Origin of the sequence: Schleiferilactobacillus harbinensis DSM 16991, from assembly GCF_000425885.1 — a bacterium.
Taxonomy (GTDB): domain Bacteria; phylum Bacillota; class Bacilli; order Lactobacillales; family Lactobacillaceae; genus Schleiferilactobacillus; species Schleiferilactobacillus harbinensis.
In genome coordinates this window covers 143,129-167,821 of record NZ_AUEH01000002.1, presented here as the reverse complement: position 1 = coordinate 167,821, position 24,693 = coordinate 143,129, and the positions used below count along the sequence as shown (strand labels likewise).

At 54.6% G+C, this 24,693-nt stretch carries 18 protein-coding genes; 15 read left to right on the top strand and 3 right to left on the bottom strand.

Annotation, left to right across the window (positions count from 1 at the left end; translation table 11 throughout):
- The first annotated feature begins 68 nt into the window (after nt 1-68).
- Nucleotides 69-974 (top strand): UTP--glucose-1-phosphate uridylyltransferase GalU, encoded by a 906-nt coding sequence (gene galU / locus H627_RS0102145; RefSeq protein ID WP_027827603.1) that lies wholly within the window; start codon nt 69-71, stop codon nt 972-974.
- Nucleotides 975-1,017: 43 nt separating this feature from the next.
- Here the strand turns inward: galU and H627_RS0102140 are convergent, their stop codons facing one another.
- Complete coding sequence (locus H627_RS0102140; protein WP_027827602.1) at nt 1,018-1,317, bottom strand: hypothetical protein; 300 nt, start codon at nt 1,315-1,317, stop codon at nt 1,018-1,020.
- 138 nt (nt 1,318-1,455) lie between these two features.
- Here H627_RS0102140 and H627_RS0102135 point away from each other — a divergent pair, with 138 nt between their 5' ends.
- From H627_RS0102135 to H627_RS0102115, 5 genes are all read left to right on the top strand, one after another.
- On the top strand, nt 1,456-2,601 hold the full coding sequence (locus tag H627_RS0102135; protein ID WP_027827601.1) for a thiolase family protein: 1,146 nt from the start codon (nt 1,456-1,458) through the stop codon (nt 2,599-2,601).
- Nucleotides 2,594-3,871 carry a hydroxymethylglutaryl-coenzyme A reductase family protein gene (locus H627_RS0102130; RefSeq protein WP_027827600.1) on the top strand — a complete coding sequence of 426 codons (1,278 nt, stop codon included), beginning with the start codon at nt 2,594-2,596 and terminating at the stop codon, nt 3,869-3,871. The genes H627_RS0102135 and H627_RS0102130 overlap by 8 nt, the downstream gene beginning before the upstream one ends.
- Nucleotides 3,855-5,027 (top strand): hydroxymethylglutaryl-CoA synthase, encoded by a 1,173-nt coding sequence (locus tag H627_RS0102125; protein ID WP_027827599.1) that lies wholly within the window; start codon nt 3,855-3,857, stop codon nt 5,025-5,027. Before H627_RS0102130 ends, H627_RS0102125 begins: the two co-directional genes overlap by 17 nt.
- A 4-nt stretch (nt 5,028-5,031) precedes the next feature.
- Entirely contained in the window at nt 5,032-6,045 is a 1,014-nt protein-coding gene (locus H627_RS0102120; protein WP_027827598.1) for an NAD(P)-dependent oxidoreductase, read from the top strand.
- Between the two features lie 144 nt (nt 6,046-6,189).
- Nucleotides 6,190-8,565 (top strand): SpaA isopeptide-forming pilin-related protein, encoded by a 2,376-nt coding sequence (locus H627_RS0102115; RefSeq protein WP_056990041.1) that lies wholly within the window; start codon nt 6,190-6,192, stop codon nt 8,563-8,565.
- Between the two features lie 10 nt (nt 8,566-8,575).
- Here the strand turns inward: H627_RS0102115 and recX are convergent, their stop codons facing one another.
- Nucleotides 8,576-9,382, bottom strand: a complete 807-nt coding sequence (gene recX / locus H627_RS0102110) for a recombination regulator RecX (protein WP_027827596.1) — start codon at nt 9,380-9,382, stop codon at nt 8,576-8,578.
- A 34-nt stretch (nt 9,383-9,416) separates the two neighbouring features.
- On the opposite strand from recX, the gene rlmD reads away from it, so the two are divergent.
- The 4 genes from rlmD (at nt 9,417) to trpA (ending at nt 13,654) form a co-directional block, all read left to right on the top strand.
- Nucleotides 9,417-10,811 carry a 23S rRNA (uracil(1939)-C(5))-methyltransferase RlmD gene (gene rlmD, locus H627_RS0102105; protein WP_035439748.1) on the top strand — a complete coding sequence of 465 codons (1,395 nt, stop codon included), beginning with the start codon at nt 9,417-9,419 and terminating at the stop codon, nt 10,809-10,811.
- Between the two features lie 9 nt (nt 10,812-10,820).
- Nucleotides 10,821-11,306 carry a nucleoside 2-deoxyribosyltransferase gene (locus H627_RS0102100; RefSeq protein WP_027827594.1) on the top strand — a complete coding sequence of 162 codons (486 nt, stop codon included), beginning with the start codon at nt 10,821-10,823 and terminating at the stop codon, nt 11,304-11,306.
- A gap of 397 nt (nt 11,307-11,703) precedes the next feature.
- Complete coding sequence (gene trpB / locus H627_RS0102095; RefSeq protein ID WP_027827593.1) at nt 11,704-12,918, top strand: tryptophan synthase subunit beta; 1,215 nt, start codon at nt 11,704-11,706, stop codon at nt 12,916-12,918.
- A complete protein-coding gene (gene trpA / locus H627_RS0102090) occupies nt 12,911-13,654 on the top strand; it encodes a tryptophan synthase subunit alpha (RefSeq protein ID WP_027827592.1) in 744 nt (247 codons plus the stop codon). The genes trpB and trpA overlap by 8 nt, the downstream gene beginning before the upstream one ends.
- A 59-nt stretch (nt 13,655-13,713) precedes the next feature.
- Here trpA and H627_RS0102085 read toward each other — a convergent pair whose 3' ends face one another.
- Entirely contained in the window at nt 13,714-14,343 is a 630-nt protein-coding gene (locus H627_RS0102085) for a TetR/AcrR family transcriptional regulator (RefSeq protein WP_027827591.1), read from the bottom strand.
- A 188-nt stretch (nt 14,344-14,531) separates the two neighbouring features.
- Here H627_RS0102085 and H627_RS0102080 point away from each other — a divergent pair, with 188 nt between their 5' ends.
- The 5 genes from H627_RS0102080 to H627_RS0102060 all read left to right on the top strand — a co-directional run bounded on the left by H627_RS0102080 (nt 14,532) and on the right by H627_RS0102060 (nt 24,589).
- Nucleotides 14,532-15,233 (top strand): ABC transporter ATP-binding protein, encoded by a 702-nt coding sequence (locus H627_RS0102080; protein WP_027827590.1) that lies wholly within the window; start codon nt 14,532-14,534, stop codon nt 15,231-15,233.
- Between the two features lie 13 nt (nt 15,234-15,246).
- A complete protein-coding gene (locus H627_RS0102075) occupies nt 15,247-19,200 on the top strand; it encodes an FtsX-like permease family protein (RefSeq protein ID WP_027827589.1) in 3,954 nt (1,317 codons plus the stop codon).
- Nucleotides 19,201-19,284: 84 nt separating this feature from the next.
- Nucleotides 19,285-19,821: a nucleoside tri-diphosphate phosphatase gene (gene ntdP / locus H627_RS0102070; RefSeq protein WP_027827588.1), complete on the top strand. Its 537-nt coding sequence runs from the start codon at nt 19,285-19,287 to the stop codon at nt 19,819-19,821.
- A gap of 84 nt (nt 19,822-19,905) precedes the next feature.
- The gene (locus H627_RS0102065; RefSeq protein WP_027827587.1) at nt 19,906-20,427 is read left to right on the top strand and encodes a hypothetical protein; all 522 of its coding nucleotides are present in this window, start codon (nt 19,906-19,908) and stop codon (nt 20,425-20,427) included.
- A 334-nt stretch (nt 20,428-20,761) separates the two neighbouring features.
- Nucleotides 20,762-24,589, top strand: coding sequence for a hypothetical protein (locus H627_RS0102060; RefSeq protein ID WP_027827586.1), 3,828 nt, complete (start codon nt 20,762-20,764; stop codon nt 24,587-24,589).
- The last annotated feature ends 104 nt before the right edge of the window (nt 24,590-24,693 follow it).

The following is a 24,693-nucleotide window of genomic DNA, read 5'->3' as shown; positions in this document are numbered from 1 at the left end:
GTAGATTCTTAACCAGCATGTGGTATGGTAAGCGAGTACACAATATTAAGAGTGAGGACTGATAATCAATGAAGGTACGCAAAGCAGTGATCCCGGCGGCCGGCTTTGGGACCCGGCTTCTGCCCGCCACCAAGGCGATGGCTAAGGAAATGTTCCCCATCGTGGATAAGCCCACGATTCAATTCATCGTTGAAGAGGCCAAAGCCTCGGGGATCGAAGATATTTTGATCATCACTGGGAAAGGCAAGCGGCCGATCGAGGACCATTTCGACTCTGCGCCTGAACTCGAAGAACAGTTGCGGGCCCAGGGCAAGGACGATCTGCTGAAGCTGGAGCAGGAGACGACCAACATTGGCGTCAATCTGTACTTCATTCGTCAGTCCTACCAGCGCGGGTTGGGCGACGCGGTCCGGCTGGCCAAGTCCTTTGTCGCCAACGAACCCTTTGTCGTCATGCTGGGCGACGATTTGGCCATGAGCAAGGTGCCCTTGACTAAGCAATTAATGGACGATTATGAAAAGACCCACGCCTCCACGCTGGCCGTCATGCGCGTGCCCCACGAGGAAGTCTCCAAGTATGGTGTCATCAACCCCACGTCCGAAATGGAACCGGGCCTGTATAACGTCAAGAACTTCGTGGAGAAGCCGCCGGTGGATAAAGCGCCCAGCGACTTGGCTATTATCGGCCGGTACCTGCTCAATCCGGAAATCTTTGATTTACTGGACACCCAAGAACCCGGCCGGGGCGGCGAAATTCAACTGACTGATGCGATCGATCGGCTGAACAAGACCCAGCGGGTATTTGCCCGGGAATTCACGGGCAAGCGGTATGATGTCGGCAATAAGTTCGGATACGTCCAGACGACGATTGAGTATGGCTTGCGGCATCCGGAGATCAAGGATGAGCTGCATGCGTATTTGAAGAAATTGGTGGCCGGGTTTGACGATGTCCCGGCGGCGCCGAAGAAGAAATAATAATTTACTTTGCGCAGTCCTGCGGGGCTGCTTTTTTGATCCGTCAGCCAAGCCAAATATGCCGTTGCACGAGACGAAAGCCGAAAATCGGCATTGGTCCATCTTTGGTCACGACAAGAATCTGGTCCTGGGGGCGGTTGGGTTCTTTGAGCAGGGCGACCAATTCCCATTGCCGGCGGGGGTGCCCCGGAGTGCCGACGTGGAGCAGGGCCGCTGGTGCTTCGACGTCTGGCTTGGTCCAGGTGATAGCGGTGATCGGCAGCGGTTCGCCATTTTGATTATAAAAGACAGCCGTATTCGGCCGAATATCAGCCAGCAGCAACAGTAATTCACCAACGTGCATCCGAGGTCATCTCCTTCACTTATATTGTACCGTGGTTTGCTGAATATTGCGTTAAGGTCGGGCTTTCCAGCTAGTATTCTCGCCCAGTTTCCGGTATGCTTTAGGTTCTAGAAAATTCCGAACGGAGGAACCATTATTTTGCGACAAGTCGTGGTATTAAGTGCCCAACGGACGCCGATCGGCAAGCGGGGCGGGGCGTTGAGGGAGCTGTCCGCAGTCGATCTCGGGGTGCATGCGGCGCAGGCCGCCATTGCTCAGAGCGGAATTCCGGCTGAGGCGATCGATCAAGCGATTTTTGGCCACGTGCTGGCCGCCGGCAATGGGCAAAACGTGTCGCGCCAAATTGCCCTGCGGGTCGGACTCAGTGACGACAGCACTGCGATGACCATCAACCAGGTTTGCGGCTCCGGCCTGAAGGCGGTCCATCTGGGTCAGGCGGCCGTTCAACTGGGCGAAGCGGATGCCGTCTTAGTCGGCGGCACGGAAAGTATGTCCAATGCCCCAGGCTTGGTGCGGCACAATACAGCCTCGCCGGAAGTGGAAGAAAGCCTGAATATTGATGGGCTGACCGACGCCATTAACCATGAACCCATGGGCATGACAGCGGAACGGGTGGCCGATGACTTCCATATTTCCCGGGAAATACAGGATGAATTCACCCTGCATTCCCATCAAAAAGCTGCTGCGGCAACGGCTGCCGGTCGATTTACTGAAGAAATCACCCCCATCGGCCTGATGACGATGGACGAGGGCATTCGCCCGGACTCGTCAATGGCCGCCCTGGGCAAATTACGGACGATTTTTAAAACCGATGGTACTGTCACCGCCGGTAACGCTTCCGGTATCAATGACGGTGCGGCTGCTTTGGTCCTGATGGCGAAGGATGCCGCCGAGGCCCAGGGACTATCGTGGTTGGCGGAATTAACCGCCTTTGACGAACGGGGAATCGATCCGGCCGTGATGGGCTTTGCCCCCGCTCGGGTGATTCCGCACGTGCTGCGCAAGGCCGGCTGGGCCGCTGATGATGTTGACCTGTACGAATTGAACGAGGCCTTCGCGGCCCAATCCATGGCCGTTGTACAGGCATTGGAATTGCCAGCTGAGAAAGTGAATGTCAACGGCGGGGCACTGGCCTTGGGCCATCCGCTGGGGGCTTCTGGCGCCCGCATTTTGACCACGCTGATCTATGCCCTGAAGCAGCGGCAACTGCACCGGGGGGTAGCCGCGTTATGTGTCGGCGGCGGGATGGCCGTCGGTATGGGAGTGACCCTGTCCGATGACTAAGAAATTCTGGCAGCTGACACCTGCGGAGCGCCTGGTTTTGTTGGTTGATCAGGGCATTTTATCTGTTGACCAAGCACAATTTTGGTCTGCCCAACAGCCCTTGCCGGAAACAGTCTTGACCGGTCTCAGTGAAAACGTGATCGGTCAAATGAGTCTGCCGGTGGGGGTCGTGCCTGGTGTGGTCATTGCTGGAACACCCCGGACAATCCCGCTGGCGACGGAGGAACCGTCCGTCGTGGCGGCAATCAATCACGGGTTTAAGATGCTGGATCAGGGGCGGGACCTCACCATTATCGCCAATGCCCATGCGTTAACTGGCCAGATTGCCCTGCAAAATGTATCTGCCTATGCGGCGCACGAATTACAGGGCAATCTGTCCCGGTTGACGGCAATCGGCTATGCTGCTCATCCCACCCTTAAGAGCCACGGGGGCCGTATCGAGCGGATCACCGTGGCCCCGGGTGCCGTTGATGACAGTTTGCAGCTTTTGGTTACCGTCACCCCCGGCGAAGCCATGGGGGCCAACATCATGAACGATATTTTAGAAGCCGTTGCTCCCGCTGCTGCTGAAGTCACCGGCGGTGCGGTGCTGTTTGCGGTCCTGACCAATGACGGGCGCGATAGTGTGACCCAGGTGCAGGCCGCGCTTCCACTAGCCAATTTGCAGACACCCAGGCACTCAGGGCGGACAGTCGGTCAGCGGATCGCGGCCATCGCCGACTGGGCCCAGCAGGACAGCCGGCGGGCAGTGACCCATAACAAGGGCATCATGAACGGCGTGGCGGCCCTGGTCTTGGCGACGGGTAATGATACCCGCGCGGTCAACGCGGCCGCCCATGCCTATGCGGCGAGCAGCGGCACCTATCGCGGGCTCAGTACTTGGCACGTGCAAGATGACACTCTGGTGGGCACGATCACCTTGCCCATTCCAGTGGGCACCGTGGGCGGGGCCACCAAGGTCTTGCCCAGTGCCCAGCAGGCGCTGACGCTGCTCGGTCGGCCCACGGTCCTGCAGCTTCAAGCAATTGCGGCCAGCGTCGGCTTAGCGGCCAACCTGGCGGCACTGCACGCTTTAGTGACTGACGGCATTCAGCGCGGCCACATGCGGCTGCAATACGGCTCATTGGCGGTGCGGGTTGGGGCGACAGCCGCTGAAATCGCGCCGCTGGCTGCCCAGCTCGCAACCGTCGGCCGGCCCTCAGAAGCGCTGGCCCAACAACTACTCGCCCAACTGCGGGCAAAGGAGAAGGATCATGGACATCGGGATTGACGCAATTGGTTTTTATACCCCGCACTATTATGTGGATTTAGTGAAATTGGCCAAGGCGCGGGGCGATGACCCTGATAAATATACGATCGGCATTGGTCAAGACCAAATGGCCGTTACGCCGGCCACCCAGGATATCATCAGTATGGCAGCTAACGCGGTCGATGCGCTGCCCAGTGCCCGGCTGGACGGCCGCTTGGGCATGGTGATCGTGGCCAGCGAATCCGGCGTGGACGAAAGCAAAGCCGCGGCGATCACTGTCGCTCGCTTAACCGGGCTGAATCCCTGGGTGCGCGCCTTTGACATTAAAGAAGCCTGTTACGGTGCCACTGCCGGTTTGCTCATGGCCCGGGATTATGTGGCCGCGCATCCGACTAAGACAGCGCTGGTCATCGCCAGCGATATCGCTCGGTACGGCCTGGCCAGCGGCGGGGAAGTCACCCAGGGCGCTGGTGCCGTGGCCATGGTGATCAGTGCCCAGCCGCGGGTTCTCGCCCTGCAGGATGACGCCGTCGCCTATACCGAAGACATCCCTGATTTTTTCCGGCCCACCGGCATGACCGTCCCAGTGGTGGATGGCCACTATTCCACGGCCGCTTATTTGAATTTTGTCACCAAGATCGTCGGTCAGCACCAAGTCCAATACCACGACACGATCACTGATTACGCCGCGCTATTGTTCCACCTGCCCTTCACCAAGATGGGGAAGAAAGCCTTGGCGGCCCTCACTGACAGCGTCCGCTTAGGGCAGCGGTTAACCGCTGCCAGCCAATTGTCTCGCCAAGTTGGCAACATCTATACCGGTTCTCTGTACTTGAGCCTGCTCAGTCTGTTGTGTCATGATAAAACAATGCAGGCGGGTGACCGCATCGGCCTGTTCAGCTACGGTTCCGGTGCGGTGGGCGAGTTCTTCAGCGGCATCCTGGCCCCTGGCTTTGCCGACCATATCGGTCAAGCTGCGGTGATTCAGCTACTGGCGGAGCGGGAAGAACTGACTATCCCGGCGTATGAGCAGATGTTCAATGACCAGCTGCCCCTCGGTGATGCAGCGGCCGCGCTGCCGGCAGAACAAAGCACTGCCCGGTTTACCGTTGGCGGTCGGCGGGATCATGCCCGCTGGTACCGGGACACAACCAAGTCAATGACAGAAGGAGATTAAAATAATGCAATTTGGGATCTATGGATTAAAGCCGGAAGAAAAGGAATTCTTTGACGCCTGGGCAGCAGAAAACGGCGTGACGCTGCAGTTTCATCAGGAAATTCTAAGCGGTCAGACCCCGGCGGATTTTGCCGGCGATGATGTCGTTGTCGCGTTGCAAACGGTTGCTTACCCGCCCGCGGCTATTGAAGCAATGGCTCAAGCCGGGGTGAAATACTTGGCGCTGCGCAACGTTGGGACGGATAACGTCCCCTTTGCGACCCTGGCCGCTAACGGGATTCAGCTGGCTAACGTCCCGGCGTATTCGCCCCAATCCATCGCGGAATTCGCCGTGAGTCTGACACTGCAATTGGTGCGCAACTTCGGTTATGTGATCCAATCCATTAGCCATCACCAGTATACCGATGCCATGCAGCGGACCGGTAAAGAACTGGGCACGCTGACCATTGGCGTGGTCGGTACCGGCCGCATCGGCGCGTCGGCGGTCAAGCTGTTCCAAGGTTTCGGCAGCCAGGTCATCGCCTATGATCCCTATCCGAATCCAGCGCTTAAGGATCAAGTCGAGTACGTTGATGACTTGGCAGACCTCTGGCCGCGGGTGGATGTCGTTGATCTGCACATCCCGGGCACGAAGGAAAATACCCATCTGATCGGCGCCGACCAAATTGCCCAGATGAAGGATGGGGTGTATTTGATCAACACCGCCCGGGGCAATCTGATCGATACCCAAGCCCTCATCGCTGGTTTGACCAGCGGCAAGATCGCTGGGGCAGGCATTGACACCTTCGAATTCGAAGCCGATGTCTATCCGGCTTGGGAAAAGAACGAAGCGCCGGCTAACCCGCTGTACGAAAAACTGTTGGCCGATCCCCGGGTGATCATGACCCCGCATATTGCCTACCACACCGAGACGGCCGTGGAAAATATGGTCACGGTCTCCCTGAATAACGCTAAGGCGTTCGTCGAAACCGGCCACGCACCCCATGAATTGGACGTGGCGAAGCTGGCAGACGCTTAAATTAATTTGGATAAACTGACCAATACCGCCGCAATTTGGCGGTATTTTTTTGCCCGATTTCCCACTTGTGCTTGGGGACTGGGAAAATTGCGTTATACTAAATAATTGGTATGAAAATGGAATGAATAAAAGAGGATTCGAAACATGACTTGGACAAGACGTTTGGTATATGGCATGACACTGCTGCTGATCTGGGTCGTGGCGGCCGTCGGGCTGAGCCGCCCGGCAACGACCCAGGCCACCGCGGTAACGACTGTGCAGGGACTGACTGCAGGCGATGCCAGTATTTTTGACTTCAACAACAATCCGGTGGCGAACAGTCCCAGTATGACGGTTTCAAATTTTTATACCGTGACGTATAACTGGTCTATTCCTGAAAACACCAAGATTGCCAGCGGCGATACGGCCCCGGTTGCACTGCCCAGTTACCTGCAAGCTAACGATGATCTGTCATTACAGGTGCAAGACTCGACCGGCATAGTGATCGGGATCTTTAAAATTGCCAAGGGCGCGCAAACAGGAACGATCACCTTCAATGCCACCGTGGGCCAGGCGGTAAAGACTTATCGCGGTGCGCTGAGTTTCACAACTAACGGTACGATGCCCGATGCGCCGGGGGCACTGCCGGATGTCAACATTGTCGGCTGGATTTTCTCTCGGAGTATCAACGGGGCCCCTAGTGAACTGACGTGGAATATCGCAGTCAATATGAATACCAAAGAGCTGAATGACGTTATTGTCACTCAGCAAATTGGGCCCAACGAGACGTTAATTCCCACCAGCGTGTATGCCCCGACTGGGTCGTACGCGCCGGGCACCAGCAACTTTATTAATGACGGCGGGACGGTTCAGCCGAAGATTTCGGAGACCAGCCATGGCAGTGCCGGCAGTACCGTGATCTATGACTTTGGCGACATGACTAAGGCCGTGAACATGACCGTGCAGGTTAAGCTGAGCAATGTCCAGGCCAGTACCGTGAACAAATGGACCAGTGCCGCCATGCTGGCCAGTACCGAAACTGTGACAGCCAATGTGCCGGCGTACGTCCAGTGGGGCGGGACCGGGTCGATCAGCAGTGATCAGTTGGGGTCCGTGACCTTGACGAAGACGACTGACCAGGGCCAGGCCTTGCCAGGGGCCGTCTTCAGTTTGCTGGACAACGGTGGTCGGGTGGAAGTGACCGGACTGACGACGGATGCCAAGGGGCAGATCACGCTGCCGAGCGTCTATATCGGCACGTATCAATTTGTGGAAACGCAGGCCCCTAATGGGTATAAATCGGATCAAACACCCCATTGGTTTACGATCACCCAGGGCAGCAGCGTGACGACTCCCGGCAGCCACGAAACCGTTGCGGTGGCCGATGCCGCCAGTCCTTACACGGGCCAGGCGACCTTGACGAAAGTCGATGCGACAACGTCGCAGGTTTTGGCCGGCGCTGAGTACAAACTGACGGACAGCAGCGGCCAGACCGTTGCCAGCGGGATGACGACTAACCAAGTCGGCCAAGTGACCGTGGGCAGTCTGGCCAACGGTACATATAATTTTGTGGAAACGAAAGCGCCTGTCGGCTATGCATTAAATCCGCAGGCGGTGCCGGTCACGATCACGAATACCGCCCAGAACGCGACGGTCACCGCTCAGGACACGCCGATTTCAAACACCATCAGCGGCACGGTTTGGCGGGATAATAACGGGGATGGCCTGATGGCGGACAATGAAGCCCGGCTCACCGGCCTGCCCCTGGTCTTGATCAATGCAGCGACCCACGCCATTGTCGGCGCGGATGGCACGGGCTTGGCTTATGCGATCACGACGGATTCCATGGGCCGCTATCAGTTCAGCAATATTCCGGCCGGTACATATCAAGTGGGTATTTTGGTGGATAATGTCAGTGCCGGCTTGTTCCCGACCAAGAATGGTGTCGGCAGTGATCCGACAGTGGCTTCGCAACTGCTGCCGACCCACGCGACCACTGCGGATAAGCAAACTGTGCTGGTTACCCAAACGATCCAAGTGACCAAGAATTCGGCCGTGACCAACGTGAACATGGGGCTGGCCCCAGAAGCAGCGCTGCTCCAGCTGAAAGTGCCGAATCTGGATTTTGGTACCCAACCGCTGCCCACCGCAGCGGCGGCGTATTCGAACACCAACATCAGCGGCAGCGAGGCCAACACCATTGTGGTCACTGCTGCGGGTACCATTACCGATGCCACGCTGGCGGACACCTTGGGGACGCAATACACTGTCGATGCCAAGCTGACCGCGTTCAAGCAGGCTGACACTGATGCTGCCGGTCTCCAGGGGGCCGACTTGGCCTTTGTCCAGGGCAGCAGCATCACCAGGGTGGGGATGCAGGCCAGTCAGACTCTGTTCACCAACACCGTGACCACGGCCGACTATGCGCTGCATTACAACGATATTCGTCTGGAAGTGCCGGCGCCCAGCGCGGCTAACACGATCAGTTCAGGCCGCTACACCGCCACTGTCGAATATACCCTGACAGATGGGGTAAATTAAAAAGACGCCCTTAGGCGTCTTCCGTTTCCTGCTCAGCAATCCAAGTATCAATGGCCCCCAGATCAAAGCCTTTTTGATACAGCATCTGCTTCGTCTTCCGCTTTTGCACCGCGGCCCCTTTGCTGGCATATCGTCGCCAGTACTTGGCCCCCTGGGCAGCCAAGGCATCGGCTTCTTCCTCCGGATCCGGGGTGAAGTCGGCCGCATCCATCGCCTGAGTGATCAAATCGCCAGCGAAGCCTTTGGTGTACAGATGCTGCCGAATCTTCCGTTCTTGTTCCCGAGCGGAATTCCGGCGATAGTGGTTGCGCTGCTTGGCAATCAGTTTGGCCAGTGTTGCCAGCTGCTCAGCTGGGGTAAAAATATCGGTAATCGCCTCGCGGTTGGCGAGTTCCGGGCTGATGCCCTTTTCCCGCAGTTTGCGTTCGATGATCGTCGGGCCGTTTTCCGTGGTGACCATCTGCGTCCGGACAAAACTGTCCCGGTAGGCGTGGTCGTCTAAATACCCTTGTTCCGTCAATTCTGCCGCCACTTGCTTGATATAAGCGGGCGGCACTTCTTTTTCTTCCAGCTTCGCCCAAATCTCATGGCGGGTCCGGAGCTGGTGTGCCAGGTAGTTCACTGCTATATTATAAGCATGGCGAAAATTATCCTGCTCTTGGATGCGGGCAATCTGGTCCGGCGTCAGTTCCTGCCCCTTGGCCAGAGCAAACTGGACCAGGACGCCCTCATCCACCGCAAAGGCATACTCGCCGTCGAGAAAAATATTGTAGCGGCCCGGACGTTTCTGGGCCGAGATCTTGGTTATCGTTGCCACGGTTGACCTGCTTTCTGAAAGGAATTTTAAATTCATGTCACGTTATACGCGCACCAAACCCGTTGAAGCCGTAGTCGGCGAACGGGTGATCATTACCATCAAACGCATCGGGATCAATGGTGAGGGGATTGGTTACCTGCGCCATAAAATCATCTTTATCCCCGGGGTACTGCCCGGCGAAGTCGTTTCAGCCACGATCACGGCGGTTGCGCCCAAGTTCTTACGGGGCGAGATGACCCATATTGAGAAACCCAACAAGGATCGGGTCCAGCCGGCCGATAAGAATTTCGGTAAAGTCGGCGGGCTCGAATTGAACCATTTGGCCTATCCGGCCCAAGTGGCCTTCAAAGACGATGTGCTGCGTCAGTCTTTGGAGAAATTTGCGCCCCGGGATTACAAGGATTATCAGATCAAACCGGGGATCGGCATGGCGAATCCCACCCATTACCGGCACAAGGCGCAATTCCCGCTGGCGGTGGAGAAGGGCGGCAAGATCATTGCCGGCATGTATGCTCCGGGCACACATGATCTGATTTCCATTACCCATAGTATTACCCAAAGTCCCCGGACGATGCAAACCATCAATGCGCTGGTGGAGATCCTGAACGCGCTGCACATGCCGATCTATGATTTGCAGCAGCACCGCCAGGGCCTGCGCACCTTGGTCGTGCGGGAATCGGCCAGCACTGAGGACCTGCAAGTGACCTTCGTCAGCAGTGTCGAAGACTTCCGGGATCGCGACCGATTAGTCGCAGCGGTCAAGGCCACGATGCCGGCAGTGACCAGCGTGATGGAAAACGTCAATCCGGATGATACCTCGCTGATCTGGGGCCCGAAGACGATCCATCTGGCCGGCGCCAGCACGATCACCGAAGAGTTGCGGGGCAACAAGTTTGTGCTGTCCCCAGAAGCCTTCTTCCAGCTCAATCCGGTCCAAACCGAAGAATTATACGCCATCGCGCTGCGGGCGTTGAATCTGGATAAAGACGACCGCTTGATTGATGCCTACGCTGGGGTTGGGACCTTGGGGTTGACGGCGGCTAAGCACGTCGCCGCCGTGCGGGGGATGGAAACCATCGCCGCCGCGGTTCACGATGCCCAGCGCAACGCTGAGATCAACGGCATCACCAACGCCGTTTACGAAGTGGGCAAGGCTGAAAATGTCATTCCCCGCTGGCGGAAAGAGGGCTTCACTCCGACCGCCCTGATCGTCGATCCTCCACGCACCGGTCTGGATGTCGCCTTGCGCAAGACCATCGTCCAGGAACGTCCGCCCAAGTTTGTGTACATTTCCTGCAACCCGTCCACGCTCGCCCGGGATCTGGTCACCTTGACCGAAGCCTATGACGTGGACTGGCTCCAATCCATTGACATGTTCCCCCAGACCGCCCGTTGCGAATGTGTCGTGAAACTCAGTTTGAGAAAGTAGGTTAATGCCGTGAAAGTCTATTTTGCCAATGGCTTGTTCTCCCAAGCCGATGCCGAATTCAACGCCAAGATCGTGGCGAAGATTCGCGCGCAATATCCGCTGGTCGAAGTCTACCTGCCCCAAGAGAACGCCAGCATCAATGACAAGAATAACTATGCCAATTCACTAATGATTGCTAAAGCCGACACCGACGAAGTGCTGGCCAGCGATCTGCTGATTGCTGTGCTGGATGGCCCGACGATCGATAATGGCGTCGCCAGTGAAATTGGCGTGGCCTATCAAGCCAAGGTGCCCATCATCGGGTTATACACCGATACCCGCCGCTTGGGCGCGGACAACCAGCAGAAGCTGGACGCCTTGCAGCAAGTGGCCGAGAATCAGTTCCACTACCTGAATCTGTACACTACTGGGCTGATCAAGCTGAACGGCAAGATCGTGACCAGCGTGGATGATTTAGTGGCGGCGATTGATGAGTACGCGGAACGGGGAGACTAGATTTTTCAATTTCTCATCAAATTAGGGTTGACAGTCTCAAAATGAGCGTGTAGTATCCTAATCAATCAAATAAGTTCGTCCTCAAACCGCTGAGGTGGAAGTCAAGTCGATCGGGCCCATACAGAGAGTCGCCGTTGTTGAGAGTGCGATTGGATGCTAGTCGATAAATGGACCACTGAGGGTCTTCCCGAAACATATGGAGTACGGAAGAACGTTAGGCATACGTCAGTTGCCGGGAGAGTGTTGGCTCTCTGCTAAGTCGGGGACTCTGGCGTTATTTTGATAACCTGGAATCCCAATTAAGGTGGCACCGCGGAAAAATCCGTCCTTAAGCAACAGTTGTTGTTTGAGGACGGACTTTTTTTGACTACTTTAGTTCTCAGAAAGGGCGAGTAACATGCAAGAAATCGAAAAGCAGCACACATTTAAGACACCGGGCCATTACGGCGAGTTCGGCGGGACCTACGTTCCGGAATTGCTGTACCCCGAATTGCAACGGGTGGCCGACGCGTATCACGCGGCGCGCAAGGACCCAGAGTTTAACAAGGAATTGAATGATCTGCTGGTGAATTATGCCGGCCGGCCGTCGCTGCTGTACTACGCGGCCAATATGACCAAGGACTTGGGCGGGGCCCAAATTTACTTCAAGCGGGAAGACTTGAACCACACCGGGGCGCACAAGATTAACAACGTTCTCGGTCAAGCCTTGGTTGCCAAGCGGATGGGCAAGAAACGGCTGATTGCCGAAACTGGTGCCGGTCAGCATGGCGTGGCGACGGCCACCGTCGCCGCGTTGTTCGGCATGGAATGTGAGATCTTCATGAGTAAAGTCGACACCGAGCGGCAAAAGCTGAATGTCTACCGGATGCAGCTGCTGGGCGCCAAGGTCACGCCGGTGACTAACGGGTCCGCGGTCCTGAAGGATGCGGTCAATGCCGCTTTGCAGAATTGGGCCGCCCGGTCCGACGACACGTTCTACCTGTTGGGCAGTGCTGTGGGGCCGTATCCGTTCCCGGCGATGGTCCACGATTTCCAAAGTGTAATTTCTAAAGAATCGAAGAAACAGATTCTGAGCCAGGCCGGCCGGCTGCCGGATTACGTGGTCGCCTGTGTCGGCGGCGGTTCCAACGCCATTGGGTCCTTCGCTGAGTACATCGACCATCCGGAAGTCCATCTGGTCGGGGCCGAGGGTGCCGGCAAGGGGGCGGATACCCCGGAGAACGCAGCGACGATGACCAACGGCAGCACCGGCATTTTCCACGGGATGAAGTCCAAGTTCTTGCAGGACGCAGACGGCCAGATCGACAAGGTCTATTCCATTTCGGCCGGGCTGGATTATCCGGGTGTGGGGCCGGAGCACGTGATGCTCCAAGAAAGCGGCCGGGCCCAGTATTACCCGATCACCGATGATGAAGCGGTGGACGCCTTCGAATATATTGCCAAAGAAGAGGGCATCATCGCGGCGATTGAGAGCTGCCACGCGGTGGCCCAAGTGATGAAGATGGCGCCGAAATTACCCAAGGATAAAATCATTATTTGCACGTTGTCCGGCCGGGGCGACAAGGATGTCGCCAGCATTGCCAAGTATCGGGGGGTAGAAATTGATGACTAATACAACTGTAACCAAAACCATTGTGCCGGTGATCGTCGCCGGCGATCCGAGTTTGACCAGCACCACAGAACAACTCGTTGCTTTAGGCGCGGCCGGCGCTAAACTGGCGGCCATTTCCGTGCCGTTCTCCGATCCCGTCGGTGATGGACCGGTGATCCAAGCCGCCGATGTCCGGGCCTTAGCCGCCGGCACGAACCTGCCCGGCATCTTCTCGGCCATTGAAGCGGCCCGGACCAAGACCCAGGTACCCATTCAATTGACGATTTACGCCAACTTAGCCTACAAGTACGGCGATGAGAAATTCGCCAAGAAATGTTCCAGCCTCGGGGTGACTGACGTGCTGGTGCTCGATCTCCCGGGCCAGGAAGATGATCCGCTGCCGGGTGCGCTGGCCGCCGCCGGGGTGAATCTGGTGACGGTGGTCACCACGAATTCTTTGGGTCACGTCGCCCCCATCGTGGCCGCCGCGAAGAATTATATCTTCGTCATGCCGATTCCCGGTTCCGGTCCCGAGGCCACGGCGGCGCAACTGCAACAGCTGGTCCCGGAGATTCGCCAGCACACGGATCTGCCGGTGATCGCTGAAATCGGCCTGCCCATCACGCCGGTTCCCGCACCGATCCTAGATCAAGTCGATGGCGTTTACCTGGACACAATTTTCCCCGCCGTGGCGGCGGAAGCAGGCCAGGACGCGCCGGCCAAGCTGCAAGCAGCGTTCAAACAGTTGCAAGGATAAATCGCGGATTTTGAAAACGCCCCGAATCGCTGAAAAATGCGGTCTGGGGCGTTTTTGGGTCACCGGGCCGAACCATTTGTTTCCGCAATTCCCAGCAACTCGTAAGGGCTCATAAACCGCGTCTTCATAATAATATCCGCGACTTCATCCGGGCTCTCGGGATTATCCTGACTGAGCCAAAACGTCACAATATTCGCTATATCACCGACCACGATTTCATGGGCATAGTTGTCTGGAATCACCGTGGTCATTTTTGTGTTGCCTTTGACTTGATACAGATCAGCGTCGATAATGCTGCGCAGGATTTTCTTCATTTCATCGACAAAATGCGGATCGCCGCCGGGTCCGATCAGTGCCCGCAACAGGTCGAAATTATCGCCAATATAATGCAGCATCTTGCGGATGGCATCATAGGTGACCATGGTTTCCGGGCCATTCTCCGGCGACACCATGGCGGCGGCCAGGCGGTTTGTGATGATATCCTGCAAGGCCTGAATTGATTTCTGCTCAAAGAACTGGATCAAATCGAACTTATCTTGATAATGGGCGTAGAACGTGCTCCGGTTGATGTGGGCGTATTTCGTTATGTCGCTGATGGTCAGGCGTTCGAAGCCCTTCGTATGGATCAAATAGATAAACGCTTCTTTGATTTTCTGCTGCGTCTTCGTCACTTTGGCATGGGTTGTCATGATGATCACCTCAGGGCTCATTATGCAGTGGTCGATAATTAAAAGCAACAACATGTTGGTGTATTTCCTGTTTTGACGTTCAAACCAACACTTTTTGGCTTTTTGATGGTTGCTAGAAGCCAAGGCAACCCCGTATACTCGACACAAGACAACACGATGTTGGATTTAAATTCCAGGAGGTAATCGAAATGGCCTATATTGAAGTGAAGCATAGCTATAAGCGCTACGCGATGGGTGACACCACCATCGTGGCTAATAACGATATTAATTTTGCAGTGAACAAAGGGGAACTGGTCGTGATCCTTGGCGCATCCGGGGCCGGGAAGTCGACGATGCTGAATATTCTTGGCGGCATGGATACCAATGACGAAGGGGACGTAATCATTGATGGTAAGAACATCGCCAAGTACAACGCCAGGGAATTAACGACGTATCGGCGCGATGATGTCGGCTTCGTCTTCCAGTTTTACAATCTGGTGGAGAATCTCACCGCGAAGGAAAATGTAGAACTGGCGTCAGAAATCGTCAAGGACGCCCGGGATCCGGAGCAGACCCTGAAAGACGTGGGTCTGGCGAACCGAATCAATAACTTTCCTTCCCAACTATCCGGCGGGGAACAGCAGCGGGTGGCCATTGCCCGGGCCGTGGCCAAGAACCCGAAGATCCTATTATGTGATGAGCCCACCGGCGCCTTGGATTACACCACCGGTAAGCAGGTCCTGCAAATCGTTCAAGACATGAGCCGCAAGCAGGGCGCCACCGTCATCATCGTGACCCATAACGCGGCGATCGCCCCCATTGGCGACCGAGTGATTCATTTCCGGGACGCCAAGGTGGAAAAGATTGAAGAGAATCCCCATCCTGAAGCAATTGCCAATATTGAATGGTAAGGAGTGTTGAGCATTGAAGAAAAAAGCATTGTGGCAAGACATTCGCAAATCATTCTCCGGCTCCTGGGGGCGGTTCTTCTCGATCATGGGCTTAATGCTCCTCGGATCGTTTGCCTTGGTGGGGTTGTACGTCACCGGTCCGGATATGCGGGCCACAGGGACGACGTATTTCAATCAGCACCACACCGCTGATGTCTCCGTCATCGCCGATTATGGGTTGGATAAAAGCGACGTACAAACCATCAAACAGGCCAAAGGGGTCCAAGACGCCGAATTCGGTTATCTTAAGGACGTCGCCATTCAAGGCACTGATACCAGTGTCCGGATTTTCTCAGCACCGACCAAGGTATCCCAGTACCAGGTCGTTAAGGGCCGGATGCCGCGGCAGGCGGACGAGATCGCCCTCAACGCGAAGCAAGAACAAGCCTACAAACTCGGCCAGCAGTTCAAAGTAACGGAGAAAGCCGACGCCCTGGGCAATACAGTCCTGAAACGGCACACCTTCAAAGTCGTCGGCTTTGTTAATTCAGCGGAGCTGATTTCCGACGTCAACATGGGCCAGTCGACTTCCGGGTCCGGCAGCCTGAAGGGCTTCGGGGTCGTTACCAAGCAGGCCTTCCGGTCCGACTACTACATGCTGGCCCGTTTGACGTTCAAAAACACGCAGGGCGTTGACCCCTATTCCAGTCAGTACACCAAATTGCTGGACACCCATAAGGGCCAGCTCAAGACCCTGCTGAAAGATCAACCGCAAAAGCGGCTGGCCGCCATTAAGAAGCAGGCCAACGCCAAAATTGCCAGCGGTCAAAAGAAAATTGACGCGGCGAAACAGAAGCTGATCGATACCCAGAACCAGCTGGCTTCCGCCAAAACGCAAATTGCCCAGGCCAATCAGCAGATCAGTGCCAATCAAGAGAAGCTGAACACCCAAGTCGCCAGTGCCCAAAGCCAGATCAGCGCCGGTGAAAAGCAGATCCAAACCGCGCAGACGACGCTGGCCACGAGTACCGACCAATTGAACGCCGCCAAAGCCCAGCTGGATAACGGGCAAACCACGCTCAATCAAAAATGGACCCAGCTCCAAACCGCCAAAACCGCCTTGGCTCAAACCCAAACACAGTTGGCGGCCGCCAAGCAGCAGTTAGCAACGGCAGCCCAAGCCATTGATGAGGGGCAGAGCCAAATCGCCGCGGGGTACAAACAGATCGACGCCAATCAGGCTAAGATCAATGACGCTCAAGCGCAAATCACGGCGTCCGCCCAGACGCTGGCCCAACAGAAGGCGCTGCTTGATGCCAAAGAAACAGAGTACCAAGCAAACGCCCAAGCACTGGCGACCAAGCAGGCTCAGTGGGACGCAGCCAATACGGCTCTGAATGAAAAACAGGCGGCCCTGACCAAGCAGCAGGACGCCCTCACCGCCGGCAAGAACCAATATACGACGGGCATCAGCCAACTCCAGGCCCAAATCGGTCAGCTTAACCAGCAGCTGGCGAACGCTCAGTTGACGGACGCGGAACGCGCCCAGCTGACCGGCCAATTACAGGCGGCACAACAGAAACTGACCGAGACCCAAAGTGCCTATCAAACCTTCATGCAGGAGAAATACACCCCCGGCATGGCTCAAATCGCGCAAGCCCAAGGCCAAATCGATGCCTCCGCCAAAGAGCTGGCCGCCACAAAGACCCAGTTGGCCCAAAGCGCCCAGCAATTGCAGGCCGCGCGCAGCCAGCTGGATGCCAGCCAAGCCAAATACGCCGCTGCTGCCCAAGAATTAACCGCGGCCCAGACCAAGCTCCAGGACAACATCCAAGCCCTGGCGGCGGCAAAGGCCAAACTGGCGGCCAGTGAAAAACTGTTAGCCGCCAAGAAACAAGAATACCAAGCCGGGCTGATCCAATACAACCAAGGGGTCCAGGCTTACAACAGCGGGCAGCACCAGTACCGCGGCGGCTTGCAGACCTGGTTGGCTGCAACGGACACCCTAAGCCAGAAGTCCGCGGCGTATCAGCAAAATGCGGCCAAAATTGCCCAGGCTCGTACCGAATTGCAAAGCAAAGTTAACCAATTAGCCACGGCTAAATCGACGTTAGCAACGCAACAGGCAACGGGCGAGCAGCAATTAGCCGCCGCTAAAAGGGAATTAAGCACGAAGGAAAAGCAGTACCAAGACAGTCTGGCTAAGTTTAACGACGCCAAACCGGCAGCAGAGAAGAAAATCGCGACGGCAGAGGCCACCCTAAAAGAGGCCAAGGCCACGCTGAAGCATCTGCAAGCACCCGTTTATGCCCGCGACTCCCGGCGGGAAGTCCCTTGGGGCGACGGCTATAAGATCTATGGCACGATTTCCTGGATCGTTGACTCCTTAGCTGCGATTTTTCCTATCTTCTTGTACTTCGTCGCCGCCTTGGTGACGATCACCACAATGACCCGGTTCGTCGACGAAGAACGGATCAATTCCGGCACGCTGAAGGCGCTGGGTTACGACAATCAAGACGTGATCAAGAAATTCACCATCTACGGCTTCGCCGCCAGTATGGTGGGCACGGTGCTCGGCGTGATTTTGGGCCACACTCTGCTGCCGTACATTGTGTACAACGCCTATTCCACCGGCTTTACCTTGCCGCGGATTCAATTCCACATCCATTGGGGTGTGACCCTGATTGCCTTCGCGTTAGCTCTGCTTAGTGCCGTCGTCCCCGCGTATTATGTGGCCATGCGGGAACTGCGGGACAAGCCGGCGGCCCTGCTGCTGCCGAAACCGCCAGCAGCCGGCTCGAAGATTTTTCTGGAACGCATCACGGTCATCTGGAAGCACCTGAGTTTCACCCACAAAGTCACAGCCCGCAACATCTTTCGCTATAAGAAGAGGATGTTCATGACTATCTTCGGTGTCGCTGGCTCCGTCGCCTTGCTCTTCACCGGCTTAGCCGTGCAGCATTCGATTGCCGGCATCAATGACCGCCAATTCGGCGATCTGGTGCACTACGACATGATCGTCGCCCACACGGATTACGTACCGACCAGTCAGCAGAAGAAGATCAACAAACTGCTAGACGAGACGGCAGTCAAAGAGCACACCAAGGTCCACTACGAGCAGCTGACCCGGGTTGCTGGTAAAAGCGGCGATACGCAGCAGATCAAGCTGATCGTTCCTAGCGACACCCAGTCCTTCACGGATTACATTCAGCTCGTGAATCGCCAGTCTCAGCAGAAGTTGACGCTCAAAAATAGTGGTGTCGTTATTTCTGAACGATTGGCGAATCTATTGGGGGCTAAAGTCGGGGGCACCATCACGCTGCGGGACGCGAACAATACCCTGCGGCGGATGAAGGTGACCGGGATTACCGAGATGTACATGGGCCACTTCGCGTTCATGAGCCCGCAAGCTTATGCCCGAACGTTCGACACATCCTTCTCGACCAATGCCGATCTGATCAATCTGAAGGACCGCAGCACCAGCAATACCCGGCGGCAATCCGCGAAGTTCATGAAACTCAGCGGCGTCGCCGGGGTGGTGCAGAACACCACGCTGCGCTCGCAGATCAACGTCATCGTCAACTCTCTGGACAAGATCATGATGGTCCTGATCGTCATCGCCGGCTTGCTGGCCGTCGTCATCCTGTACAACCTGACCAACATCAACGTGTCCGAACGGATGCGCGAGTTGTCCACGATCAAGGTCCTGGGCTTCTACACCAACGAAGTCACCATGTATATCTACCGGGAGACAATTATTCTCTCCCTGTTCGGGATCGCGGCCGGTTACGTCCTCGGCGAACTGCTGCACCGCTATATCCTCTGGGCGGTGCCGCCGGATGAGGTGATGTTCAATCCGGCGCTGGGCGCCATGGGCTTCATCATTCCGTTCATTGTGGTGGCCATCATCACGCTACTGCTGGGTTTCTTCGTGAATCATCGACTGAAGAACGTCGATATGCTGGAAGCGTTGAAGTCGGTGGATTAAGGTAGAAAATGCCAGGGTGGAGCCCCCCTGGCATTTCTGCTATAATTCTTAGTGACTAACAGTTCCACGAAAGCTGGGTTCGCAGTGCATCTTCCCAAGGAAGGAGACTATATTGCGATTCAGAGCTACAAGCATGATGGGAGCTTACATCGTACCTGGCGCGATACAATGGTGCTCAAAACGAGCGAGAATTCGCTCATTGGGTGCAACGATCACACTTTAGTGACCGAATCGGATGGCCGTCACTGGCTGACCCGCGAGCCGGCAATCGTCTATTTCCACCGTAAATATTGGTTCAACATCATCGCGATGATCCGCGACAACGGGGTGTCTTATTACTGCAACTTGGCCAGCCCGTTTGTGATTGACAAGGAAGCCCTGAAATACATCGACTACGATCTTGATGTGAAGGTGTTTCCAGACGGCGAAAAGCGCCTGCTGGACGTGGACGAATACGAAGCCCACGCCAAACGCTGGTCCTATTCGCCGGAGATCGACCATATCCTCAAGGAGAACGTGAAGGTGTTGGTGGATTGGATCAATAACGGCAAAGGGCCGTTTTCCCAGGAGTACGTCGACATCTGGTATCAGCGGTATTTGGAGCTGTCTCATCGCCGCTAGTTGTAATCATAGTCTCGAAAATAAAAAAGCCGGGGTCAGCCTCGGCTTTTATCATGTATATTAAAGAAGAAAGAGGAGTGCACAATGGCAGAAATTAAAAACGTGGACGCAATGCGGATGATCGGGTATCCCTACCTGCCCACAATGATGGATGGTAACGGCAGCTTCTATTCAGCTTGGGAGGAATTCATGCACAGTGACGCGCCGGCCCAGTTGGACGCGCATCAGACCGGGCAAAAGAACCGGACCGCCCTGATCGTCTTTTCCCCATACTCCTTCGTGTACTACATTGGTTCCTTATTCCCAGTCGGCACAGAAAAGTTCGGCGATTTCGTTACCTTCGACCTGCCGGATAGTAAGGCGGCGGTGCACACCGAAACTGCCGACACGGTCATCTACCAGATCGGGGTCAATCAAGGGATCGAACGGCTGATGAAGCAGTTCGAGAAGTCTGAGCTGAAAATTCCGGAACACTTGGCCATGACCAGCAAGCCGTATTTGGTGGACAGCTGGCGGATGGATGAGCAGGACAAGATTTGCGACCACGCCGGCATCATGTATATTGGCAAGGAACAAGACAGCCAGCCGGATGAATATGACGATTAATCAGTAAAACCCTATTGTGCCGGGCGGCAGCAAGTAATTGCAGCCGCCCGGTTTTTGTTTTCCTCAAAATTGAATTGGTATTTGACAATACAGGCGTATCATCTGTTATGTCAGTTTTCATATGCGTACTTTTCCGTATTCGAAGTGGGAATACCGGTAACAAGTGTTACAGTAGAAAATGGCTTGGTGATAAACTGCCTGGGCCTATTGATTGGACTACTATTTTTTATCTTGTGGTCTGGTTTACATACAAAGCTTTTCAACCAAAGAAATGTTATTTAGAGTCATTAACCATAGTGTTTAACGGTAATCAATCGTAATGGGGGGATCTGTCATGCAACGCAATTTGATGAAGAAGGGAGTCTGGGGGCTGTTACTCGTAATCCTGGCGAGCAGTGTTCTGTGGCTAGGGCAGCCGGCTCAGGTTGCCGCCGATACAATCGGGGATGTACTCGATAATACTGGAACCACAGTACCCAAGGATAAGAATGGGCAACCGTGGAATATGTATCAAGTGCCTGGGCTGACGAATAATCAGGGCGTTTCCCGGGACCATGGGATGAATGAAGGGTCCTTTGTACGGTCTGGGACGGCAGCGTCTGGGGCGCCTTTATCGACGACGCCGGATTCGTCAGGAACTGGTTATCAGGATATGGATTCGACGACGAACTCGCCCCAAGCTGAGTCGCCAGCGGATATTCAATTCCAGGATTCGGATGACGGGACGCACGGTAATCCGTGGTTCGTTATTAACTATGTCAATAAGCTTGGCTTTGTTGACTATGGCAATGCGGATATTGCCAATAATTTCAGCAAGTCATCAACTCCGTTTGATACCGATGCCAACCACTATCTGTATAATCCCGATGGCGTACAGAGTAAGATGGATGGCAATACTGGAAAATTGAAAGATGGCGAATCATTCAACGGCGGCTATCTGCAGATTTCCGGAAACGTTCCAATTAGAGCCCGGATTGCCACCACCCCGACAACAATCAATGCGATCATGGCAGGCAACTGGGGGGTTATGGTCCGGGTTGACTTACCCAAAGGCGTCAATGCAAAGGACTTGGCAAGTACCGTTGCTTGGAATTCCTCGTATTTTTACCTGACTCTGGACACGTACACGTTTAATATAGATTATAATTTTTTATTTATCCCTATTAAGATCCCAATCACATTCAAAAATCTAACATTTCCACTCCAGTTTGATCATCATATATACTTGGACAAGAACAATCCAGACGGCAATGATTTTTACTTGAAGGTCAAGGGAATTCCGTTTAGCTATAACATTCCCTCGGATGGATCAAGTGCGCAGATGCAATTGCAAAAGCCAAAATCAGATGCGCTGGATTACCTGCACAACAGATACTATGATGGCGGTCAAATGGAGCCATTGGATAATCTAGATAGTGATTCAGACAATAGCCTCGATTTGAATGGTCAGCCGGAGTTTCAAACGCAAGGAACTGGCCGTGGGATGCCGTGGGATGCCTGGTATGGCATAGCTCACGAGCTAGTCATTGATCCTTTACAAGGTCAGGGATTGCTTGGACAATTTGCGTCCTGGGCAGCATCGGTCATTCTCACCACGTTAGTTCCTGAAAGCCCGGTTTACAAAACGGGGCTAACCGGACGTACTTTGGCTATGTTGAACGGTGTTACTAAGATGCAGTCAGCTGATCGTAAGACAACCAATGGGAATATTTTAGGTGCACTTAATAGCATCATCGTTGCCCCGATTATCAACAACCTTGCCTCATACTTTACCCAGAACTACTTCAAGGGTACAGCACATATCAACTTTACGTTCGACATTTCGAAATACGCTGACCACAGTAGCGCAGACCGAGAAGCGTTGACGTCGGGCAAATTGTTTGCGGCGCCGTATTCAGACGGAAAAATCAATGATGGTGATGGGCTGCAGTCCGGCGACAGACGTGGATTTGGGATTACGATGTTTAACACGGCTCAGCTGGTTGACCCGTATCGGGTGTTGACTGGGTCAAATACAATGGACAGCAATTCAGCATCCAGTAACGACGCCATTTTCCAGCACTTAAAAGCGGGGGTCACGCCGATAGATTATGCCCTGGTGAAAACGGGTGAAAAAGGAACGCCTTATCCGGTGTACACGAACTTTACTTCCTGGACCGGGGCAATTACCCCTTACGACCGGCTCCACTGGGCTGACGACAGCAGCAAGCCTTTACCGAAGATTGCAACAGATACGTTGCACTCCCAGGACAAGCTGGCTAGTGATCTGAATTCTCGCAGTGCCACGCCGGATCCGGCGAAGGACGGCATTTTGGTCAACGACGGAAAAGCATTCCCAGTACAAGACCAGACGACTTTCTACAATCAGGAGCAAGCGTATCAACCGGTCTTTAACAAGGATAAGTTCACCACCGCCGGCGTGATTCGACCGCAGCGGTACGCGAACGTGTATCAGTTGTACGATTATTCCAAGAGTACTCCGACGCCGTTGGAAACACCTAAAGCGGTCTATGACGGGGTGGATAACAACAAAGTCTCCGTGACAGCCAATGATGGCGTCAACTTTGACGGCACCACGATCAACAGCGCGTTGAACAACAGCCAATGGCATTACACCGGGACGCTGAATACGTTACCTCTGGCGGATGCGACGTTGGGGTTGAATCAGTCGTTGAAACCGACGATTGATTTGTCCGATTACTTCCCGATTTACGTCAACCGCAGTGAAATTACAGGCGGCAAGAGTCAGACCAAGCCGGTGGGGTACTTCCGGGACCCGTTGGCCACCGGGACCAATGCGTCGAATTTGCATCTCGGCTTCTCCACGAAGCAGACACAACAAGACGCTTGGAACAAAACTGGCGAAGGGGTAACATACAGTCCAACACCTAAACTGTTGAGCGGCAACTTTTCTAGCAAGAATGATGTGGCACTTGATCAAAACCAAAATATGGCGAACAACACAGCCATGAGTTTCAACTCAGACGGTTCGGCTGTGGGTAAATTTCAAGTACCATTGCAAAGCGACCCGACATCGATTCTATATTATGGTTATGCAGATGTTGATCGAGATAACACCAAGGTCAATATTGTCAACAGCTACAAGCTGGGCGCTAACGTGGATAACACGGCTTCGGATGATACCATGCTGGTCATTGATGACAACACCCCAGATAAAGACTGGTATACGATCAAGAAGCAATTTTCGGATGGTTCGCTCGTCCACTTTGTTCAGAGCGGTGACACTGGCAAAGATGTCGGGGTGACCACTGAAGGTATCAGTAATCAGCTTGGCGGCAAGAACTATGGGAAAGATGTTACGTTGATGATTCCGATTGTCCCGGGTGCAGACATTGACGGGACACCGCAAGTCACCACAAGTGATTCAGGCAACTCACTAACCAGTGGTCCGACCAAGGTTTCGTCGGGGAATGGGGATATTGATAAGAAATATGCTTCCTATCAAGTATCGTTCGCGAGTCCCCCGGAGGAATTCAAGTTTACTTACCAGTACAAGATCACGGATCCGACCCAACTGCCGTATCAGCGGTCATTACAAGACTTGGCGGTGAATGGTACCCAGGCGTTAGGGGTGTCCAATGGCATTTCGTTCAATGAGTTCAAGAACGAAAACCTGGTTCATGTGCCATCACTCGATTTTGGTAAACATCAGACGCCCAGTGCAACGGGAACCAATGCACCATATAGCCTGACTGATCCGCAAGATGCGTACTTCCAAGTGCAGGATAATACGAATCACATCGGATCGTGGACCTTGTATGGGGCAATGGGGCCCTTTACCAGTGCGGACCACAATACGCAGTACACGGACTTCAGGACCAGTCTGGGTGTACCGGGGACGGACGTCAAAGGTACTGGCGAAAGCGGCGTTACTCCGGTCGACGTTACCGGTGCGTTCGATCCAGCGTGGGACTACAGCCAAATGCGGTATTTCAACCATTACCCCCACGACATGATTTCAAACAATCAGCAAACCAAACTCTACGAGTTGAATCGGTTGCAGGGTGATGTTGATAATACAGAGAATCCATTGACCCGCTACTATCCCAAGGCCGGGTTAACGGTGCCGGCAGAAACCATCACAAATGGTAAATACACTTCCACGATTACCTACCTGTTGTCCGATAACGGTTCCCTATAATCGGTCACAACAAAAACACCCTCCAGATGAAGGGCGTTTTTGTTGTGCTTGAAAGTCCGTATCAGACATGGATAGGGATGGTTTCAGAAAATTAGATGTTGTGA

Bases quoted from the DNA above. Each gene is read 5' to 3' on its own strand.
- galU (WP_027827603.1), top strand. From the start codon at position 69: ATGAAGGTACGCAAAGCAGTGATCCCGGCGGCCGGCTTTGGGACCCGG.
- H627_RS0102140 (WP_027827602.1), bottom strand. From the start codon at position 1,317: ATGCACGTTGGTGAATTACTGTTGCTGCTGGCTGATATTCGGCCGAAT.
- H627_RS0102130 (WP_027827600.1), top strand. From the start codon at position 2,594: ATGACTAAGAAATTCTGGCAGCTGACACCTGCGGAGCGCCTGGTTTTG.
- H627_RS0102125 (WP_027827599.1), top strand. From the start codon at position 3,855: ATGGACATCGGGATTGACGCAATTGGTTTTTATACCCCGCACTATTAT.
- H627_RS0102120 (WP_027827598.1), top strand. From the start codon at position 5,032: ATGCAATTTGGGATCTATGGATTAAAGCCGGAAGAAAAGGAATTCTTT.
- H627_RS0102115 (WP_056990041.1), top strand. From the start codon at position 6,190: ATGACTTGGACAAGACGTTTGGTATATGGCATGACACTGCTGCTGATC.
- rlmD (WP_035439748.1), top strand. From the start codon at position 9,417: ATGTCACGTTATACGCGCACCAAACCCGTTGAAGCCGTAGTCGGCGAA.
- trpB (WP_027827593.1), top strand. From the start codon at position 11,704: ATGCAAGAAATCGAAAAGCAGCACACATTTAAGACACCGGGCCATTAC.
- trpA (WP_027827592.1), top strand. From the start codon at position 12,911: ATGACTAATACAACTGTAACCAAAACCATTGTGCCGGTGATCGTCGCC.
- H627_RS0102085 (WP_027827591.1), bottom strand. From the start codon at position 14,343: ATGACAACCCATGCCAAAGTGACGAAGACGCAGCAGAAAATCAAAGAA.
- H627_RS0102080 (WP_027827590.1), top strand. From the start codon at position 14,532: ATGGCCTATATTGAAGTGAAGCATAGCTATAAGCGCTACGCGATGGGT.
- H627_RS0102065 (WP_027827587.1), top strand. From the start codon at position 19,906: ATGGCAGAAATTAAAAACGTGGACGCAATGCGGATGATCGGGTATCCC.
- H627_RS0102060 (WP_027827586.1), top strand. From the start codon at position 20,762: ATGCAACGCAATTTGATGAAGAAGGGAGTCTGGGGGCTGTTACTCGTA.